Consider the following 20625-nt stretch of genomic DNA (forward strand, 5'->3'; position numbering starts at 1 on the left):
TTTTCACTTCACCCCAGTCTAGCCATGCGGCATCATGCTGACAACGATCGTTTAACAATTGGAGTCGGCGTGGCGGCAAGAATCGCGTTAACGGGTTTTCTGGTGCTAGTGGTCGCGATGGGCATTGGCCGCTTCGCGTTCACCCCGCAGGTCCCGCTGATGATTACCGAAGGGCAGCTGACGCTGACCAGCGCCGGTCTGGTTGCCGCCATCAATTACCTCGGCTATCTGGTTGGCGCGTGGGACGCGATGCGCGCACGTCAACATGTTGAGCTGCGGCTGCTGGTGGGCGTGTGGGGCGCGGTGATTCTGACGCTGCTTTCTGCGGCCGTCGATACGGCGCTGCTGCACGCGCTGCTGCGTTTTTTGCTCGGCTGGGCAAGCGGCTGGGCGATGGTGCTTATCGCCGCCTGGAGCAACGAAAAGCTCGCGCACCTCGGCAGGCCTGGCCTGAGCGCCGCGGTGTTTGCCGGGCCGGGCGCGGGGATTTTTATCAGCGGCCTGTTGAGCGTGGGGATTCATAGCCTCGGCCTGGAAGCGAGCCAGGCGTGGCTGGTTTACGGGGTGCTGGCACTGGCATTCGTTCTGCTTATCGCACGCAACCTGCCGCGCAGGGGCGAGCTGCATCGGCCGGAAACCGCGCCCGAACCGCTGGTGCTTACCGCACCGCTCAAGCGCCTGGCGTGGAGCTACAGCCTGGCAGGATTCGGCTACATTTTGCCCGCCACATTTCTGTCGCAAATGGCGCACGCGCGCTTCCCGGACAGCGTTTTTGCGCAGTTCGTCTGGCCGATTTTTGGCGGTGCGGCGGTGATCGGTATCGGTCTCGGGATTGTCAGCCGCCGTTTGCTGCACAGCAATCAGCGCCTGGCGCTGGTGCTCTGGCTACAGGCGCTGGGCGTCTTTGCCTCCGACGCCATTCCCGGCATGACCGGGCTGGTGTTGGGCGCGCTCCTGGTCGGCGGCGGGTTCCTGTGCGCGGTGCAGCTTGCGTTACAGTACGGCCGGGAAATGGCACCGAAGCACACGCGCTACCTTGCCGGGCTGCTGACCACGGGTTACGCCGTCGGCCAATTAGTCGGGCCCGCGCTGTCGGCGCTGTCCACCGCGTTAACGCATCGGCTTGAGCCCGCGCTTTACGTTGCCGGGGTGGCATTACTTATCGGCGGCGGGCTGGTCTGGAAAAGGTATTGACGATTTCAATAATTATCCCCCGCACCACTGGATTATGCGGGCGCGCTCCCGCACAATAAGCGCACACTCTGCCCCACGTAGGGCAGGGGTTAGTTACACCTGCCGGAGAAAACAGCATGTCTACACTCAGTAAAGAAGCCGCTTTGGTTCACGAGGCTTTGGTTGCGCGCGGTCTGGAAACGCCGCTGCGTCCTCAGCTACGCGAGCTGGATAATGAAACCCGCAAACGCGAGATCGCCGGCCATATGTCGGAAATCATGCAGTTGCTGAATCTTGACCTGAGCGACGACAGCCTGATGGAAACGCCGCATCGCATCGCCAAGATGTACGTCGATGAGATCTTTTCCGGCCTGGATTACGCCAACTTCCCCAAAATCACCGTCATTGAAAACAAAATGAAGGTTGATGAGATGGTGACGGTGCGTGACATCACGCTCACCAGCACCTGCGAACACCATTTCGTCACCATCGACGGCAAAGCGACCGTAGCGTACATCCCGAAAGATACCGTGATTGGCCTGTCTAAAATCAACCGCATCGTGCAGTTTTTCGCCCAGCGCCCGCAGGTGCAGGAGCGCTTAACCCAGCAGATCCTGATTGCCCTGCAAACCCTGCTTGGCACCAACAATGTGGCGGTATCTATTGATGCGGTCCATTATTGTGTCAAGGCCCGTGGGGTGCAGGACGCGACCAGCGCCACGACGACCACGTCGCTCGGCGGATTATTCAAGTCCAGCCAGAACACACGCCAGGAATTCCTGCGCGCCGTCCGTCACAGCTAATCTCCGAACAGGCAGGAACCATGGACAGAAACGTCACGCTGGATTTCGTCCGTGGTGTCGCCATTCTTGGCATCCTGCTGCTCAATATCGTGGCCTTCGGTTTGCCGAAGGCGGCGTATATCAACCCCGCCTGGTCGGGGTCGGTTTCCGTAAGCGATGCCTGGACCTGGGCTACGCTCGACCTCTTCGCCCAGGTTAAATTCCTCACGCTTTTCGCTCTGCTGTTCGGCGCTGGCCTGCAAATGCTGTTACATCGCGGCAAACGCTGGATACAGTCGCGCCTCACGCTGCTGGTGCTCCTCGGGTTTATTCACGCTTTGCTGCTGTGGGACGGCGATATTCTGTTGGCCTATGGCCTCGTGGGGCTGGTCTGCTGGCGCATGATCCGCGATGCGCCGGGAACGCGGCAGCTCTTCAATACCGGCGCGCTGCTGTATCTCACCGGCGTGGGCGTGCTCGTACTGCTCGGGTTTATCTCCGGCGATACGCCGAATCGTTCCTGGGTGCCGGACGCCGCAAACCTGCAGTATGAACAGTGGTGGAAGGTGAACGGCGGCGCGGAAGCGATCAGCAACCGCGTCGATCTGCTTTCTTCTAACCTGCTGGCCCTGGGGGCGCAGTACGGCTGGCAGCTGGCGGGCATGATGCTGCTCGGTGCCGCGCTGATGCGCAGCGGCTGGCTGAAGGGCCAGTACAGCCTGCACAACTACCGCCGAACGGGCGCGTGGCTGGTGGCAATAGGCATGCTGATCAACCTGCCGGGCATTTACGCCCAGTGGCGCGTGGGCTTTGACTACCGCTGGTGCGGCTTTCTGCTCCAGGCACCCCGCGAGCTGAGCGCGCCGTTCCAGGCCATCGGCTATGCCGCGCTGGCGTTCGGCTACTGGCCGCAGCTCTCGAAGCTGCGCTTGGTGGCGGCCGTCACCTTCGTGGGGCGCATGGCGCTGTCGAACTATATTCTGCAAACGATTATCTGCACCACGCTATTCTTCCGCTTCAATTTATTCATGAAGTTTGACCGCTTAACGCTGCTGGCCTTTGTCCCAGCGGTGTGGGCGGTGAACATCGTCTTCTCGGTCATCTGGCTGCGCTATTTCCGCCAGGGGCCGCTCGAGTGGCTGTGGCGTCAATTGACCGCACGCGCCGCAGGGGTATCCCTCAAGCATTCAACAAGATAATGATATACATCACAAACGTTAACGAATTGTATGTAACCGTTTTCATGACTGTGATCGTCTTCACGTAAGCCCGCCCCCGACTCACCGCAAAATAGCCTCCTTGCTAAAAACAGGGTGCAGCTATGAGACCTACTCTTACACCGGCCTGGTGTCTTCTATGATCACCATCCGTGATGTTGCCCGTATCGCCGGCGTTTCCGTGGCGACGGTATCCCGCGTGCTCAACAACAGCGCGCTGGTCAGTGCTGAAACCCGTGAAAGCGTGATGCGCGCCGTCGCCGAGACAGGATATCGCCCTAACGCAAACGCGCAGGCGCTGGCCACTCAGGTCAGCGACACCATCGGCGTGGTGGTGATGGACGTGTCCGATCCCTTCTTTGGCGCGCTGGTAAAAGCGGTGGACGTTGTTGCGCAGCAGCACAACAAATACGTGCTGATCGGCAACAGCTACCATCAGGAAGAAAAAGAGCGCCACGCCATCGAAGTGCTGATCCGCCAGCGCTGCAACGCGCTTATCGTTCACGCCAAAGCCCTGAGCGACGCCGAGCTTGGCGAATTTCTCGAACATATTCCCGGCATGGTGCTGATCAACCGCATCGTGCCCGGCTACGCCCACCGCTGCGTCGGCCTTGATAACGTCAGCGGCGCGCTGATGGCGACGCGCATGCTGCTTAATCAGGGGCATCAGCGCATCGGCTATCTGGCCTCAAGCCACAGCATTGAAGATAACGACCAGCGCCGGGAAGGGTGGCTGCGCGCGCTGGGCGAGCAGGGGATTACGCCGCCGGAAAGCTGGATTGGCGTTGGGTCGCCGGACATGCAGGGCGGGGAAGCGGCGATGGTAGAGCTGCTGGGCCGCAATTTGCAGCTTAGCGCCGTGTTCTCCTACAACGACAGCATGGCGGCAGGCGCGCTTACTGCGTTGAAAGATAACGGGATTGTCGTGCCGCATCACGTCTCGGTTATCGGCTTTGACGACATTCCCATCGCCCGTTACACCGACCCACAGCTCACCACCGTGCGCTATCCGATTGTTTCAATGGCCCGCCTGGCCACCGAGCTGGCGTTACAGGGCGCGGCAGGAACGCTGGACGCTGACGCAACGCACTGTTTTATGCCGACTTTAGTCCGCCGTCATTCGGTCGCGCCGAAGCAAATTGTGGGGCCGATCACTCTCTGATTAAAGACTTAGATGTAACCGGTTTCAATCTGTGAGTAAATTCACAGTTAATTAACATTACGCTGTCTATGATGACAGCGTTTTATAGGCTGAAACTATATGTAACGGTGACTAATCAGTTTCACCACAGGTATCAGGCCAAAAACACCGCATAAAATGCAGTTCAGGATCGTTACAGAACACGGAAGAGTAATTATTTTAGGATAATTTTCGGCATTCAGTAACGTTTTCATAACATTGCTGCCCTGCCTTAATCTCAATAAGAACTACCCTGCAAAAAACCGGAGATACCATGAATAAGAAGGTTTTGACCCTGTCCGCTGTTATGTCTTGCATGTTGTTTGGCGCTGCTGCTCACGCCGCTGATACTCGTATCGGCGTGACGATCTACAAATACGACGACAACTTCATGTCCGTCGTGCGCAAGGCGATTGAAAAAGACGCTAAGGCGAGCCCGGACGTTGAGCTGTTGATGAACGACTCGCAGAACGACCAGTCCAAACAGAACGACCAGATTGACGTACTGCTGGCGAAAGGCGTGAAGGCGCTGGCGATCAACCTGGTTGACCCGGCTGCAGCAGGCACGGTTATCGAAAAAGCCCGTGGTCAGAACATCCCAATCGTGTTTTATAACAAAGAACCTTCGCGCAAGGCGCTGGATAGCTACGACAAGGCTTACTACGTCGGCACCGACTCCAAAGAGTCCGGCATTATCCAGGGCGACCTGATTGCGAAACACTGGGCGGCAAACCCGGCCTGGGATCTGAACAAAGACGGTCAGGTGCAGTTCGTGCTGCTGAAAGGCGAGCCGGGCCACCCGGATGCTGAAGCGCGCACCACTTACGTCATCAAAGAGCTGAACACTAAGGGCCTGAAAACCCAGCGGCTGCAGTTAGATACCGCCATGTGGGACACCGCTCAGGCGAAAGATAAGATGGACGCGTGGCTGTCCGGCCCGAACGCTAACAAAATCGAAGTGGTTATCGCCAACAACGATGCGATGGCAATGGGCGCGGTAGAAGCGCTGAAGGCGCACAACAAATCTTCTATTCCAGTCTTCGGCGTGGATGCCCTGCCGGAAGCGCTGGCGCTGGTGAAATCTGGCGCAATGGCCGGTACCGTGCTGAACGATGCTAACAACCAGGCAAAAGCCACCTTCGATCTGGCGAAAAACCTGGCCGCTGGCAAACCGGCGGCTGAAGGCACCAACTGGAAGATTGAGAACAAAATCGTTCGCGTTCCATACGTCGGCGTTGATAAAGACAACCTGGCGCAGTTCGAAGGCAAATAAGACAGACCGTTCTTGCCGGGCGCGCGGTGCGCCCGGCAGGCACCTTACGCTCAGTGACACTCTCGCAGCCAGGTATAACTATGGTCAGCAATCAGACATCTTCGCCTGAATACTTGTTGGAAATGACCAACATCAACAAGTCATTCCCCGGCGTTAAGGCACTGGATAACGTCAATTTAAAAGTACGTCCTCATTCCATTCACGCATTAATGGGGGAGAACGGCGCGGGTAAATCGACGTTATTAAAATGCCTTTTTGGGATCTACAGTAAAGATTCCGGCAGCATCCTTTTCCAGGGGCAGGAAGTAAACTTCACCAGCACTAAAGAGGCGCTGGAAAACGGTATTTCCATGGTGCACCAGGAATTAAACCTGGTATTACAGCGTACCGTGATGGACAACATGTGGCTGGGGCGTTATCCAACCAAAGGCGTGTTTGTCGATCAGGATAAAATGTATCGTGACACCAAAGAAATATTCGACGAGCTTGATATTAATATCGACCCACGCGCGCGTGTCGGTACGCTTTCCGTTTCGCAGATGCAGATGATTGAAATTGCCAAGGCTTTCTCCTATAACGCCAAAATCGTTATTATGGACGAGCCAACGTCATCGCTTACGGAAAAAGAAGTTTTCCACCTGTTTAGCATTATCCGCAAGCTAAAAGATCGCGGCTGCGGCATTGTTTATATCTCGCATAAAATGGAAGAAATCTTCCAGCTGTGCGATGAGATCACCATTTTGCGCGACGGGCAGTGGATTACCACCCAGCCGCTCGAAGGGCTGGACATGGATAAAATCATCTCCATGATGGTGGGCCGCTCGCTGAACCAGCGCTTCCCGGATAAATCCAACGTGCCGGGCGAAGTGATTCTGGAAGTGCGCAACCTTACCTCGCTGCGCCAGCCGTCGATTCGCGACGTTTCCTTTGATTTGCACAAAGGCGAGATCCTCGGTATTGCCGGTCTTGTCGGGGCAAAACGTACCGATATCGTGGAAACGCTGTTTGGCATTCGCGAAAAATCCGCCGGCACCATTATGCTGCACGGCAAAAAGATCAATAACCATTCGGCGAACGAGGCGATCAACCACGGCTTCGCACTGGTGACCGAAGAGCGCCGCTCGACAGGGATTTACGCCTATCTGGATATCGGCTTTAACTCCCTTATCTCGAATATTCGTAACTACAAAAATAAAATCGGCCTGCTCGACAACACGCGGATGAAAAGCGATACCCAGTGGGTTATCGACTCGATGCGCGTTAAAACTCCGGGGCACCGTACCTCTATTGGTTCGCTTTCCGGTGGGAACCAGCAGAAAGTGATTATTGGCCGCTGGCTGTTAACCCAGCCGGAAATATTAATGCTTGACGAACCTACTCGCGGTATCGACGTAGGCGCGAAATTTGAAATTTATCAGCTGATTGCTGAGCTTGCCAAAAAAGGGAAAGGGATCATCATTATTTCGTCCGAAATGCCGGAGTTGTTAGGGATTACAGACCGTATTCTGGTAATGAGCAATGGCCTCGTTGCGGGAATTGTAGATACTAAAACAACCACGCAGAACGAAATATTACGTCTTGCGTCTGTGCACCTTTGATAATTTAGGGGCTATTAAAATGAGTGCGTTAAATAAGAAAAGTTTGCTAACTTATCTGAAAGAAGGCGGCATTTATGTCGTTTTGCTGGTGCTGCTGGCGATTATTATTTTCCAGGATCCAACGTTTTTAAGCTTGTTGAACTTAAGTAACATCCTTACCCAGTCTTCGGTGCGTATTATTATCGCCCTCGGCGTCGCGGGGCTGATTGTTACCCAAGGTACCGACCTTTCCGCCGGTCGCCAGGTGGGCCTTGCGGCGGTGGTTGCAGCGACGTTGCTGCAGGCCATGGATAACGTCAATAAAGTATTCCCCGACATGCACAGCCTGCCGATTCCGGTCGTGCTGCTGATCGTCTGCGCGATTGGCGCGGTTATTGGCCTGGTTAACGGCATTATTATCGCCTACCTGAACGTGACGCCGTTTATTACCACGCTCGGCACCATGATCATCGTTTACGGCATCAACTCCCTGTACTACGACTTCGTGGGCGCGTCGCCGATTTCCGGTTTTGAATCGCACTTCTCGACGTTTACCCAGGGCTTTATTGCGCTCGGCAGCTTCCGCCTTTCTTACATCACCTTCTATGCGCTGTTCGCCGTGCTGTTCGTTTGGGTGCTGTGGAACAAAACCCGCTTCGGTAAAAACATTTTCGCCATCGGCGGCAACCCGGAAGCGGCAAAAGTTTCCGGCGTAAACGTTGGCCTGAACCTGATCATGATTTATGCGCTGTCCGGCGTGTTCTATGCCTTTGGCGGTATGCTGGAAGCGGGGCGTATCGGCTCGGCGACCAACAACCTCGGCTTTATGTATGAACTCGACGCGATTGCGGCGTGCGTGGTCGGCGGCGTGTCGTTCAGCGGCGGCGTGGGTACGGTCATCGGCGTGGTAACCGGTGTCATCATCTTCACCGTTATCAACTACGGACTGACCTACATCGGCGTGAACCCGTACTGGCAGTACATCATCAAGGGCGCGATCATTATCTTCGCGGTTGCCCTGGATTCATTGAAGTACGCTCGTAAGAAGTAATTTTGTAGATGTCGGGTGGCGCGATGCTCACCCGACCTACCAAAATTTGTAGGGTGGATAAGCGTATGCGCCATCCACCAAAAACCCCGCTATTTCTTCTCTTTCTTCTGCATTTCCAAAAGCTGCTCTGGCGTCACCGCGGGATAGGCCTGCGCGTTTTCAGGGACTTCGTGCTGGGCTGGAATCGGCACGAGCGGGCCGAGGAAGCGGGGTTCGCGTTTGAAGATATACACATCCGCCAGCGCGCCCAGCCGTGCGCCAAATTCCCGCGTGCGGACGGTGAGCATATTCTTCGGCGACGGCACCGCGTAGCACTGCGCCTGAATCCCCATATGCAGGGCGATAAACAGCGCGCGTTCGCAGTGGAAGCGCTGGGTGATAATGATGAAATCGTTGGTATCGAAAACCTTGCGGGTGCGCACGATGGAATCAAGCGTTCGGAAACCGGCGTAATCCAGCACGATGTCGGCAGGATCGACGCCGCCCGCGATGAGGTCTTTGCGCATGGTCATCGGTTCGTTATAGCTGCTCTGCGCGTTGTCGCCGCTTAAAAGCAGGTAGTTGACCTTGCCGCTGTTGTAGGCGTTGAGCGCGCCCTGAATGCGGTACTTGTAATACTGATTGATGACGCCGGTGCGGTAATACTTGGCGGTACCGAGCACGACGCCGACCTGGCGATAGGGCAGGTCCTGTAGCTCGTCGTAAACGTAGGGGGCGGTTTTCCAGCTCATCCACCGATCGAGGCCAAGCGCGGTCAAAGCAATCAGGCCGATAAGGACTAACAGGCTATAAAACAAGCGCTTCAACATGGACTTACGGGCTCAACGGTGGGAGGAAATTTTACTCAAGGCTACTTTACCCTGGGGTTAAGAGCAAGAATCGGCGGACTGGTTGAAGTAAATTTCAACAATAGCCGTGTGGAAATCAGGCGGATGCGGGCACCCGCCTGAATAAGTTAACCCAGCAGGGTGCGATCGATATTCTGGCAGCCCAGCGCCTTGAGCGTCGCGGCCGTTGCGTCCCACTGGGTCAGCGGGGCATCGGCGCGCTCTGCCAGCACCGCGCGCTGGATGTCGCTGTAGTCGTAGCCGGAAAGGCTCAGCAGGTTCAGCGCGGCCTGCAGCGGAGGCAGCGACGGGTTGAACGCGGCGTTTTCAGCGTAGCTCCCGGAGATGATTTTGCCGTCGCGTAGCTCAAGCGCCACGCCCGCTGGCGCTTTGCTGTAAGGCGCGTGGCTGCGGTTCGCGGCAACAATTGCGGCCTGGTTTAGCTCATCGCCCTGGAGGGCAAAACCGTGGTCAACGTCGTCCAGCAGCAGCGTGCTTATCTCAAGATCGCGCGGACCGAAAGAATCGGGCAGGTAGTCGCCGAGCGTTGCCGGCCTGCGGCCAGGAAGGTTGATTTGCAGCTTCACGCCGCTGTTTAGCTCGTTCATAAACTGGCGGCAGTGGCCGCACGGCGTGTAGTTAACGGTCACGGAAGCGAGGCCTTTTTCACCGCGCATCCAGGCGTGGGTGATGGAGCTTTGCTCGGCGTGAACCGTTTGCTGCATGGTGGTGCCAGCAAATTCCATATTCGCGCCGAAATAGAGATTACCGCTGACGCCTCGTGCAACGGCACCGACGTTGAAATTAGAGAGTTCCGCACGGGCACATGAGGCAGCAAGCGGGAGCAGCGCGAAAGCCAGCGCATCATCATCCAGGCCCGTCTGCTTTTTCAGCGCCTCTACTTCCTGCGCGCCGAACATGGCCGGGAAATGGTCATCGGCGAGCAGGGATTGCAGGGCCGCCTGCAGCGAAGCCGGGAGCTGAGTGAAAGCAGCATGAAAACGAGAACGCATGTTTCTTAGCCTCTAATAGGTATTGGAGCCGTAGTGTACGGCGCTATAGAGGCTTTATATGTGATCCGTATCTAATTGCAAATGCAACGAATGAAATAAAAAATGAAAATGCGCGATCTCTCGCAAGTTTTAACGAAACAGCGCCAGAATCACCGGGAAAAGGAACGGGGCGATAAGCGACGTCATGATCCCGCAAATCACCAGCGCCAACGAGCTAAACGCGCCTTCCTGAAAATCAAGCTCGGCGCAGCGGGCGGTGCCCAAAGCGTGAGAGGCCGTGCCCATCGCCAGGCCGCGTGAAGCCTTGGTGGAAATACGCATTAGGTTCAGCAGGCTGTGGCCGAACACCGCGCCCAAAATCCCAACGAAGATCACGCAAACCGCGCTGATGGCCGGGATGCCGCCGATGCTGCCGCCTACGGCCATCGCAATCGGCGTCGTCACGGATTTTGGCAGGACGGAGGCCGCAATCTCAGGCGTTGCCCCCATGTACAGCGCAATGGCGGTACCGCTTATCATCGCCACCATGCTGCCGATAAAGCAGATTGTGATGATGGATTTCCAGCGCGCCCGGATCTGGTGCAGCTGCTCATAGAGCGGAAAGGCGAGTGCCACGACGGCGGGTTGCAGCAGGTCATTCAGCACCTCGCTGCCCTTAAAGTAGCTCGTGTAAGACACGCCGGTGAAGATCAGAATAGGGATGATCACCACCATCGAAACCAGCAGCGGATTGAGCAGCGGCGATTTAAAACGCGCGCCAAGCCTGCGTGCGCCAAAAAACACCAGCAGCGTTAACGGCAGGGACCACCAGATAGATTGCATCATTTTTTGTCAGCCTCGCTCTCACCGACAATCTTGCGTTCGCCGTGAACGAGATGGGAACTCCAGCTCACGATAATAAGTACCACCAGCGTGCTGATAAAACAGGACACCACCACCGGGCCAAACTGCGCCTTCAGCACCTCGTAATACTGCATAACGCCAACGCCTATCGGCACGAACAGCAGCGCCATATAGCGAATCAGCAGGTGGCAGCTGGGCTTGACCCACTTCGCGGGCATGATTTGCAGCGACAGCAGCACGAATAAAATCAGCATGCCGATAATGCTGCCCGGAATGGCGATAGGAAGCAGTGACGCGATAGCGATACCGGCATATAAGCACAGGTAAATTAAGATAAAAGACCGCAGATACTGCCAGACAATGGTGAGTGTGTTACGCATGGAGATGACCCTTTAAGAAACGCATTCATCATACAATTAAACTTAAAATTGTGCTACCGATCACATCATGACTTATGAGCATACCAAATATTCCAGAAATGAAGGTTCCAGAATTGATTGGGCAATTAGACAGGGAAATAAAAAAGGCGACCTGAGAAGGTCGCCTTAACGTGCATGGGCAGGCATGCGTAGCGCCGCCCGCCGGAGGTCAATCGCTTAGTTCAAGCGTACCGGCATACCGGAACGGTCTTTGATCGCCTGATCCACCACGTTGGTGTCAACGTCCGGCTGAGCGGTAATCGCCGTCACGCTGCTGGTCAGATTGATTGGCACAATCTCGTCAGAGTTGAACTGCGCTTCGGTGGTGGACAGCGGGTTGTGAACCTCGATGTAGCGCGTGCCGTCTGGCTCAACGGTGGCTTTCACCGGCTCATCAATAAACTGTACGCGGGTGCCGACCGGCACGTTCTCGAACAGGAACTTGATGTCTTCGTTACGCAGACGCACGCAGCCGTGGCTGACGCGCAGGCCGATACCAAAGTTGGCATTGGTACCGTGAATAGCATACAGGCGGCCAATGTACAGCGCGTACAGGCCCATAGGGTTGTCCGGACCGGCTGGCACTACGGCTGGCAGTGGCGTACCGGCTGCCGCGTATTCCGCGTGCATTTTGGCCGTTGGCGTCCAGGTTGGGCCGGCTTTTTTACGCTCTACTTTTGTCGTCCAGTTGATCGGGGTGTCTTTACCCAGCTGGCCGATACCGATAGGCAGCACGATAACCGTGTTGGTGTCTTTCGGATAATAGTAGAGGCGCATTTCAGCGCTGTTAATCACGATGCCTTCATGAACGGTATCCGGCAGGATGAGCTGCTGCGGAATGTTCAGGATGGTGCCAGGCTTTGGCAGATACGGATCGACGCCTGGGTTGGCTTCAAGCATGTTGGAAAGACCCATCTGGTACTGCGCTGCAAACTCTTCCAGCGGCGCGGTGCTACCTTCAGGAATGGTAATGACCTGGTTTTGACCAATCAGACGGCTGCCATCGGTTGGCAGGGGATAGGTCACGGCGGAAGCTGTTTTGCTAAAAGACACGACAGCCACAAATGCCAGTAAAATCGAGCGTAATTTTATATTCATGTTGTGCGAAGTATTTATGGCCACACAGGCTAGTTGGTTAGGAATCAGATGGGGTTCAGCCGCGCATTATATGTGCATTGCATCTTTCTGGGAAATCAGATGTGGATTAAATCACACTTTTTTCACATTGATTACATAATAGACAATACATAAGCAACGCGATCCTCATGCGCACTTATGGCATACTGTGCCCGATATCACAAATTACATCACTTCTTTTATCAGGACATCTTTGTGCTAGTTTCCAGTAACGTCACTATGCAGTTCGGCAGTAAGCCGCTGTTTGAAAACATCTCCGTCAAATTTGGCGGCGGCAATCGCTACGGCCTGATTGGCGCTAACGGTAGCGGTAAGTCCACCTTTATGAAGATCCTCGGCGGTGATTTAGACCCGACCCTGGGCAACGTATCACTCGATCCGAACGAGCGCATCGGTAAGCTGCGCCAGGATCAGTTCGCCTTTGAAAAATTCACCGTGCTCGACACCGTGATCATGGGCCACGCAGAACTCTGGGAAGTAAAAGAAGAGCGCGACCGCATTTACGCGCAGCCAGAGATGAGCGAAGAAGACGGCTATAAAGTTGCCGATCTCGAAACCAAATATGGCGAAATGGACGGCTACACCGCAGAAGCTCGCGCGGGTGAACTGCTGCTGGGCGTCGGCATTCCGGTAGAACAGCATTACGGCCCGATGAGCGAAGTCGCACCCGGCTGGAAGCTGCGCGTGCTGCTGGCGCAGGCGCTGTTCTCAAATCCGGACATCCTGCTGCTCGATGAACCGACGAACAACCTCGATATCGACACCATTCGCTGGCTGGAAACCGTGCTCAACGAGCGCAACAGCACCATGATCATCATCTCGCACGACCGTCACTTCCTGAACATGGTTTGTACCCACATGGCGGATCTGGACTACGGCGAGCTGCGCGTGTATCCGGGCAACTACGACGAGTACATGACGGCGGCAACCCAGGCCCGTGAACGCCTGCTGGCCGACAACGCGAAGAAAAAAGCCCAGATTGCCGACCTGCAATCCTTCGTCAGCCGCTTTAGCGCCAACGCCTCGAAATCACGCCAGGCGACCTCACGCGCCCGTCAGATTGACAAAATCAAGCTCGACGAAGTGAAGGCCTCCAGCCGTCAGAACCCGTTCATCCGTTTCGAACAGGACAAGAAGCTGTTCCGCAACGCGCTGGAAGTGGAAGCGCTGGCGAAAGGCTTTGATGAAGGCCCGCTGTTCAAAGGCGTCAACATGCTGCTCGAAGTGGGTGAAAAACTCGCGGTGCTGGGCACCAACGGCGTGGGTAAATCCACCTTCCTGAAAACCCTGGTCGGCGAATTAGCGCCGGACGCGGGTGCCGTAAAATGGTCCGAAAACGCGCAGATCGGCTACTACGCGCAGGATCACGAATACGAGTTTGAAAACGATCTCACCGTCTTCGACTGGATGAGCCAGTGGAAGCAAGAGGGCGACGACGAGCAGGCGGTGCGCAGCATCCTTGGCCGTCTGCTGTTCAGCCAGGACGACATCAAAAAACCAGCCAAAGTGCTTTCCGGTGGTGAAAAAGGCCGCATGCTGTTCGGCAAGCTGATGATGGAACGCCCGAACGTGCTGGTAATGGATGAACCTACCAACCACCTGGACATGGAATCCATCGAATCGCTGAACATGGCGCTGGAAATGTACCCGGGCACGCTGATCTTCGTTTCTCACGACCGTGAGTTCGTAAGCTCGCTGGCGACCCGCGTCATTGAAATCACGCCTGAGCGCGTCATCGACTTTACCGGCGGGTACGAAGATTACCTGCGCAGTAAAGGGATTGATGGTTAAAAGAAAAAACCGCCGAATTCGGCGGTTTTTTTGCAGCGATGTCGGATGGCGCTAACGCTTATCCGACCTACAGCTTCCAACTCTCCTGCGCCACGCCGTCCACCACCAAACGCCGTGTCTCGCCCGCAGGCAGCGTCAGCGTCAGTTCTTTCCACGCCGGTTGATAATGGCCTTTGCGGCTGAACGTCACGCTGATTTCCTCGGCGGAGCAGGCAATTTCCCAATCCAGCCACAGCGCATTGCCTTCTTTATATCCCCAGGACTCGCCGTCGTCTTCAAACAGGCTGCCGTGCGAAACGCCCGTGCCGCGTAGCGGGAAGATTTTCAGCTCGCGCACGTCGTCGGCTTTGGCATCCACGTGCGTAATGCGCGCGCTGTGCGGCAGGGCTGCACCGGCGCGAACCAGCAGCGGCAGGCGCTCAAGCGGGGCGTCGAGCACAACGTTTTGCCCGCCGCTAAACCACTGGCCGGTGTAATAGTCGTACCAGCCTTCGCCGTTTTCCGGCAGCCAGACTTCGCGCAGGCGCTGCCCCGGCTCCACGACGCTTGCCACCAGCAGATCGCGGCCCAGCATAAAGTCATCGCACTCGTCGAAGGTTTTCGCGTCGTGCTCGTGATCGAGGAACGTCGGGCGCAGCATCGGCTCGTCGTCGGCGTGGGCCTGCCACAGCAGGGTGTAGAAATACGGCAGCAGGCGGTAGCGGGTTTCGATGGCGCTGCGGATGGCGGGCGTAATCGCCGGGTACATCCACGGCTCGTTCACCGTCTGGTCGTCGTTCCACGAGTGGATGGTAAAGCGCGGGTGCATCACGCCGTTTTGTACCCAGCGCACGAACAGCTCGGCGTCCGGCTTATCGCCCGAGAAACCGCCGACGTCGTGGCCAACGTTATACAGCCCGGACAGGCTCATGCCGACCCCCATGCGGGTGTTATAGCGCAGCGTGTTCCAGCTGGTGCGGTTGTCGCCGCTCCATGTCTGCACGTAGCGCTGCATCCCGGCGCAGCCGGAGCGCGAAATCAGATACGGGCGTTTTTCCGGCGCAAAGGCCTGCTGCGCTTCCAGCGACGCGCGCATCATCAGCAGCGGCATCACCGGGCGGATATTCTTGATGGCGATCTCTTCGCCAAAGCCGTGGCAGCGCGCTTCGCCGTCCCACACTTCGTATTCGTTATTGTCGTTCCACGTCGAGTCGATGCCCATTTCTAGCAGCTGCGTGGTCACGCCGTTTTGCCACCACTTCACCGTTTCCGGGTTGGTGAAGTCGAGGTGCGAACCCTCGTCGTCCCAGAAGCTCGAACGCTCCGGGCTGTTGTGCTCGGAATCCTTAATAAACAGGCCGCGCTCCGCGACTTCCGAATAGCGCGGGTGGTCCTGCAACAGGCACGGCTTGATGTTCGCCGCAAGCCTGATCCCCGCGTCGTGGAACGCCTGGCTCATCGCCTTCGGCTGCGGCACCTTGTCGTAGTTCCAGTTAAAGACGTAGCGCTTGTTGCCGATCGACGTGTAGCCCGACGACAGCTGGAACGAATCGCAGGGGATCGCGTGCTCGTGGCACAAGCGGATAAAGCCCAACAGCTGCTGCTGCGCGTCCGGCGCGTCGGTGTAGTGCATGGTCGAACCGCTGTAGCCGAGGCTCCATTTTGGCCCAAACAGCGTCTTGCCCGTCAGGCGCACAAAGGCCTTGGTGACGTCCAGCACGCGCGGCCCGAGGAACAGGTAGTAATCGACGTCGCCGGATTCCGCCTGCCAGCGGCGGTAGGGCAGGTGGTAGTTATCGATTTCGTTACCGAGGTCCAGCCAGCAGCTGCTCAGGTTGTCGTAGAACATCCCGAAGCTGACGTCCGGGCGGCGGGTAATGGTAAAGGGAATATGCTTGTACAGCGGGTCGGTGGACTCGGCGTTATAGCCCATCGCGTCCAGGTTTCGCATCTCATAGCGCTTGCCGGTACGGGCGAGCGGGCCGGCCTTCTCGCCCAGGCCGTAATAAGCTTCTTCTTTATAGAGGCGTTGATAGTGTGCCACGCCGTCGCCGTGGGCGTTTAGCTGGTACGCGCTGGTCGGGCGGTCGCTCGCCAGCATCTGCCAGTCGCCCGCCTCGGTTTTGTATTCCCACTCCAGCCACAGCGGCCGGTGGACGGTCACGCGCAGCTTATCGGTGCTGACGAGCAGCGTGTCATCGCGCTCTTCCACCGTAAAGCCCGGCAGCGCGAAGCCCGCAAGGCTCTCACGGTCGCGGCCTTCCCACGGCACATCGCTTTCCGGCGCGATGCTCCAGGTGCGGTTCAGCGCCAGCCCGTTATCGCGCTTGATCAGCACGCGGAACATTCCCTGCTCCAGAACAAACAGGTTCAGGCGATGCCTGCCGTCCACGCAGAGTTCAACGTGGTTGGCGTCAGAATTCAGTAGTGTCCAGTTCTTCAACGTTTTCATCGTTCATAATCCATCTATCAGGCGCGCTTGGTGCGGCGTTCAGCAATAAAAGAAACCAGGAATACGGCGCCAATCAGGTCAAAGAAGCCCATGGCGATAAACAGCGGGTTGTAGCCAATTTTGTCGGCGGTCACGCCAATCAGCAGGGAGAAAAGGAAGCTTGCGATCCAGGCCGCGGAGCCGCGCATGCCGTTGACGGTCGCCATCTGGCCTTTATCAAAGGAGTCCACCACCAGGGCGCTCAGCATGCAGGAGATGATCTGGTGCCCGAAGCCGCCGACGGAAATCAGCGCGATGGTGACATAGGGATCTTTGGTGATGGCGACCAGCGCCAGGGAAATCATCAGAAACGCGCCGGTGACCGAGCTTGCGACGATCGAGTTGGTGCGCGAACAGCCAAACCAGCGGGTATAAAGCTTGGTCAGATAGCCGCTTGCCACGCTGCCGAGGTCAGCGGCGAGGAACGGCAGCCAGGCGAACATGGCGATCTGCTTGAGATCCATGCCGCGCTCGCTTGCCAGATACAGCGGCACCCAGAAGCTCAGCACCGCCCATGCCGGTTCAGCCATAAACGCGGGGATGGCGATACCGTAGAAGCGTTTGTTCTTACCAACGGTTTGCATCGCCTTTAAGAAAGGCATTTTGACGGCGGGCGGCTCGTTATCCTGCTTGATGAACGCCAGCTCTTCCTTGCTGAGGTTCGGGTGCTGCTCCGGGTTGTGGTAGAACAGCCACCACAGCACGACCCACAGCATCGCCAGCACGCCGGTAAACATAAACGCGCCCTGCCAGCCAAAAGAAGCGTGGGCAAAATAGATAATCGGCGGCGCGAGCATGGCACCGATTGAGAAGCCCACGCCAGCCCAGCCTGCGGCAATTGGACGCTCCTTCTTCGGGAACCATTCGCCGATGGTCTTGGCGTTCGCAGGCGTGGCGGCAGCTTCCGCGCCGCCCATAAAGAAGCGCAGGATGGCGAGCTGCAGCCAGCTGCCCGCACCGGCGTGCATCATGCAAACGACCGCCCAAACCCCGGCGCACACCAGGAAGCCGAGCTTCAGGCCGATAACGTCGATGAGCCAGCCGCAGATGGGCTGGAAAAGGGTATAGGCGAGCTGGAAGGCCCCGACTATCCAGGAATATTGTTCGGTAGTAATGCCGAGGCTGCTTTTTAATTCTGGGGCGAGAATGCCCAGCGAGTTGCGTGTGATGTAGTTGACGGTAACGCCTAATAAAAACAGTACCAGAACCCACCAGCGCAAATTGCGAACGGTGCGTTTGGCCTTCACAGCCGTCACGTCCTGATTGATGCCATGACTCATGTCGTTCTCCATCTTGCAGAGTATCTATCGGAATTGGTATAACAACCTTTGGATGCGATGAATTTTATAACTATATGATTATTAGTATTTTTATTGATTATCTGTCGAAAGCGGTTGTGTAAACCTGTTCGACAAATTGAGCCTAAATCAGTTATAAAAGAGCCAAAAGTGGATTTGATGCAAAGATTTTCATGAGCGATGGAATATCAGAAATGAAACGGCAAAATTACACGGATTGAAGCCAAATTCAGAGCTATGAAAATTTTTTCATTTGCAAAATGGGCGCAGATCACAGAATGAGTAAAAAGCTAAAAATCGCCGAAATTGCGGCGCAAACCGGGCTTTCAATCAGTACCGTTTCACGCGTGCTGGCGGGAAAGGCGAACACCAGCGAAGCCGCCAGGCAGCGGGTGTTGTCCTGCGCTGAGCAAAAAGGCGTCTTACAGGGGATGGCGGCAGGCAGGCTGCTGCTCAACAGCCTGGTTGTCTTCGCCCCGCAACGGGCGTTTGAAGAACGGCTCGACGTGTTCTACTACCGCGTAATCCAGGGCGTCAGCAAGGCGCTGGCCCCTCACGAAGTGCGGCTGCGCTACTGCGCGCTGGAAGAGCATGACTGCGACGCCAACCTGTTCTTAAGCAAAATGAACGAGGCGGAAACGGAAGCGGCGATCCTGCTGGGCATTGACGATCCGCACATTCACGATCTGGCGGCGGATCTCGGCAAACCCTGCGTATTGATCAACAGCCGCGATCGCAAAATGCGCCTGCCGGGCGTCGCGCCCGATCACCAGCTCATCGGCGACTACGCCGCAAGCTACCTGTTCGAACAGGGCCACAAATCCGTGGTGAATCTGCTCTGCCTGCGCCGCTATACCATGGAGCTGCGGCTCGCGGGAATACGCGACGCGTGGGAGGCCAATAACCTGCGCTTTGACGACGGCGAGCACCTCATCACGGCGCAGAGCTTCAGCGCCAAAGAAAGCGAAGAGCTTATCGACAATTTTTTGGCAAAAACGCCGCGCCACCTGCTGCCCACCGCGCTGCTGGTGGGCGGCGATTTTATGGCGGCAGGGGCGGTCAGCGCGCTGCAAAAGGCCGGGCTGCGCGTGCCGCACGACATTTCTGTCATGAGCATCGACGGCTTTAACCTGGCGGCAATCCACGACGTGCCGCTAACCTCCGTTCACGTTCCGCGCGACGAGCTGGGCGAAGAAGCCGTGCATATCCTCCAGCAGCGCCTGATTCGCCCGCAGGCGCCGGTAGGCAACCTGCTGCTCAACGGCACGCTCGCGGTACGCGATTCGGTGCGCCGCATCCGCCCGAACAAAAGCCATGCGGCGGTGCGAAGCGACGGACTTTATGATGAATAAACCTGGCGTCCCCCTCCACCAAGGGGGACGCACCCATCACGACTTCTTCAGGTCGATGCTTAAAATCCTTTCTTTTGCACCCTCGACAAACACGTCCGGGTCCCATTCGCGGTTAAAGCCTTCTTTGATGCCGATATATAGCGTGTCCAGGTCAGACGACAGCGCCATCTGATTAGGGTAAACCGGCATGTGGAATTCGCGCGTAACGGCGTATTTTTTCGCATCAACGACGCTTATCGTGCCGCTGGTGAAGTTGGTGACGTACAGCTCGTCGTATTTCGGGTTGTATTTCACCGCGTTGGTGCCCGCCCCGGTATGCACGTACCCGAGCTGCCTGCCGTCGCGCAGATCGAACACGTACAGCCCGTCGTCGGTGCCGGTTCTGTCCTCATGATCGAAGACGACGACAAACAGGCGGTGCGACGCCGCGTCCACCGCCAGGTTCTGCACGCTGGTGATTTTTGGGCTTGGGTCTTTATAGCTGATGGTGCGCACCAGCGCGCGGGTTTTACCGTCGATTTCGTTGACGTAATCCTTGCCGCCGACGTAAATCTTCTGCGTTTTCTCATCGATTGTCAGGCCGTAGGCGGTGCCTTTATAGGCATCTTTCACTTCGCCGATCGGCGCAAGGGTGGTGCCGTCCAGCATCAGCAGCTTGTGCACCGGCTTCATGCCGTCGGCGGTTTTAAGCATATTGCTGTAGCTGACAAACAGCGTGTTGGACGCCCTGCTGTAGACCATATGCCGGAGGTGTTCAAAGCGCGAGTCGGCGGCGTTTGCCGCCTTAAAGCTCAGCTTCTCGCTGGTTTTCAGCAGCCTGCCGGTCGCAGTATCCACAAGGCTAATGCGCAGGGTGGCGGCCTGCGTATGGCCGACGTACAGGCGGTGCTGCGGCGCGTCGATAGCCAGGGAGAACGCGCGGGCGGGCATTTCGATGCGGCTGCTGATTTTTAGCGTCGCCGGGTCGAAGGCGTATAAAAAGCCTTTGTTTGCTTCACGATTCACGCGGTCGGTCGCGGCGGCGAACAGCTGGTTATTTTCGCCATCCCAGGCAAGCTCATAAACGCCTTCATTCGCCTCCTGCAAATAGTTGGTTTTCATGGCAAAGCGCGCGGGCTCACGCGTTGGCGCGTCGATGGCGTATGCCGCTACGGGCAGCAGACCGGCGAGGAAGACCGCGCCGAGCGTTCCGGCAAAGGGTAATCGAATCATTTTCCGTTCC

Annotated in this window: 17 protein-coding genes; 9 read left to right on the plus strand and 8 right to left on the minus strand. The window is 56.8% G+C overall.

What is annotated here, in order from left to right:
- Nucleotides 1–69: 69 nt before the first annotated feature.
- From ACSPHG_RS07620 to mglC, 7 genes are all read left to right on the plus strand, one after another.
- Nucleotides 70–1194, plus strand: a complete 1125-nt coding sequence (locus ACSPHG_RS07620; protein WP_435952882.1) for a YbfB/YjiJ family MFS transporter — start codon at nt 70–72, stop codon at nt 1192–1194.
- A gap of 116 nt (nt 1195–1310) precedes the next feature.
- Nucleotides 1311–1976 (plus strand): GTP cyclohydrolase I FolE, encoded by a 666-nt coding sequence (folE, locus tag ACSPHG_RS07625; RefSeq protein WP_435952883.1) that lies wholly within the window; start codon nt 1311–1313, stop codon nt 1974–1976.
- Between the two features lie 20 nt (nt 1977–1996).
- Nucleotides 1997–3154, plus strand: coding sequence for a DUF418 domain-containing protein YeiB (gene yeiB, locus ACSPHG_RS07630; RefSeq protein ID WP_435952884.1), 1158 nt, complete (start codon nt 1997–1999; stop codon nt 3152–3154).
- 157 nt (nt 3155–3311) lie between these two features.
- Nucleotides 3312–4334, plus strand: a complete 1023-nt coding sequence (gene galS / locus ACSPHG_RS07635; protein WP_435952885.1) for an HTH-type transcriptional regulator GalS — start codon at nt 3312–3314, stop codon at nt 4332–4334.
- Nucleotides 4335–4626: 292 nt separating this feature from the next.
- On the plus strand, nt 4627–5625 hold the full coding sequence (gene mglB, locus ACSPHG_RS07640; protein WP_435952886.1) for a galactose/glucose ABC transporter substrate-binding protein MglB: 999 nt from the start codon (nt 4627–4629) through the stop codon (nt 5623–5625).
- Nucleotides 5626–5705: 80 nt separating this feature from the next.
- Entirely contained in the window at nt 5706–7223 is a 1518-nt protein-coding gene (mglA, locus tag ACSPHG_RS07645; protein ID WP_435952887.1) for a galactose/methyl galactoside ABC transporter ATP-binding protein MglA, read from the plus strand.
- 19 nt (nt 7224–7242) lie between these two features.
- Nucleotides 7243–8253, plus strand: coding sequence for a galactose/methyl galactoside ABC transporter permease MglC (gene mglC, locus ACSPHG_RS07650; protein WP_435952888.1), 1011 nt, complete (start codon nt 7243–7245; stop codon nt 8251–8253).
- An 89-nt stretch (nt 8254–8342) separates the two neighbouring features.
- Here the strand turns inward: mglC and sanA are convergent, their stop codons facing one another.
- The 5 genes from sanA to ldtB all read right to left on the minus strand — a co-directional run bounded on the left by sanA (nt 8343) and on the right by ldtB (nt 12453).
- Nucleotides 8343–9062 (minus strand): outer membrane permeability protein SanA, encoded by a 720-nt coding sequence (gene sanA, locus ACSPHG_RS07655; protein ID WP_435952889.1) that lies wholly within the window; start codon nt 9060–9062, stop codon nt 8343–8345.
- Nucleotides 9063–9208: 146 nt separating this feature from the next.
- Nucleotides 9209–10093: a cytidine deaminase gene (cdd, locus tag ACSPHG_RS07660; protein WP_435952890.1), complete on the minus strand. Its 885-nt coding sequence runs from the start codon at nt 10091–10093 to the stop codon at nt 9209–9211.
- A 129-nt stretch (nt 10094–10222) separates the two neighbouring features.
- Entirely contained in the window at nt 10223–10918 is a 696-nt protein-coding gene (locus ACSPHG_RS07665) for a CidB/LrgB family autolysis modulator (RefSeq protein WP_435952891.1), read from the minus strand.
- Nucleotides 10915–11316 carry a CidA/LrgA family protein gene (locus tag ACSPHG_RS07670; RefSeq protein WP_435952892.1) on the minus strand — a complete coding sequence of 134 codons (402 nt, stop codon included), beginning with the start codon at nt 11314–11316 and terminating at the stop codon, nt 10915–10917. Before ACSPHG_RS07670 ends, ACSPHG_RS07665 begins: the two co-directional genes overlap by 4 nt.
- A 216-nt stretch (nt 11317–11532) precedes the next feature.
- Nucleotides 11533–12453: a L,D-transpeptidase gene (gene ldtB, locus ACSPHG_RS07675; protein WP_435952893.1), complete on the minus strand. Its 921-nt coding sequence runs from the start codon at nt 12451–12453 to the stop codon at nt 11533–11535.
- 234 nt (nt 12454–12687) lie between these two features.
- On the opposite strand from ldtB, the gene ACSPHG_RS07680 reads away from it, so the two are divergent.
- Nucleotides 12688–14283 carry an ABC-F family ATPase gene (locus tag ACSPHG_RS07680; RefSeq protein ID WP_435952894.1) on the plus strand — a complete coding sequence of 532 codons (1596 nt, stop codon included), beginning with the start codon at nt 12688–12690 and terminating at the stop codon, nt 14281–14283.
- Nucleotides 14284–14350: 67 nt separating this feature from the next.
- On the opposite strand, the gene ACSPHG_RS07685 is transcribed toward ACSPHG_RS07680, so the two are convergent.
- Nucleotides 14351–16714 (minus strand): glycoside hydrolase family 31 protein, encoded by a 2364-nt coding sequence (locus tag ACSPHG_RS07685; protein ID WP_435952895.1) that lies wholly within the window; start codon nt 16712–16714, stop codon nt 14351–14353.
- A gap of 17 nt (nt 16715–16731) precedes the next feature.
- On the minus strand, nt 16732–18033 hold the full coding sequence (locus ACSPHG_RS07690) for an MFS transporter (protein ID WP_435952896.1): 1302 nt from the start codon (nt 18031–18033) through the stop codon (nt 16732–16734).
- Between the two features lie 296 nt (nt 18034–18329).
- On the opposite strand from ACSPHG_RS07690, the gene ACSPHG_RS07695 reads away from it, so the two are divergent.
- Nucleotides 18330–19403, plus strand: a complete 1074-nt coding sequence (locus tag ACSPHG_RS07695) for a LacI family DNA-binding transcriptional regulator (RefSeq protein ID WP_435952897.1) — start codon at nt 18330–18332, stop codon at nt 19401–19403.
- Nucleotides 19404–19439: 36 nt separating this feature from the next.
- Here ACSPHG_RS07695 and ACSPHG_RS07700 read toward each other — a convergent pair whose 3' ends face one another.
- Nucleotides 19440–20615 (minus strand): YncE family protein, encoded by a 1176-nt coding sequence (locus ACSPHG_RS07700; protein WP_435952898.1) that lies wholly within the window; start codon nt 20613–20615, stop codon nt 19440–19442.
- Nucleotides 20616–20625 lie beyond the last annotated feature (10 nt).

It is taken from the genome of Dryocola baronae, assembly GCF_051297175.1.
Taxonomy (GTDB): Bacteria; Pseudomonadota; Gammaproteobacteria; order Enterobacterales; family Enterobacteriaceae; genus Dryocola.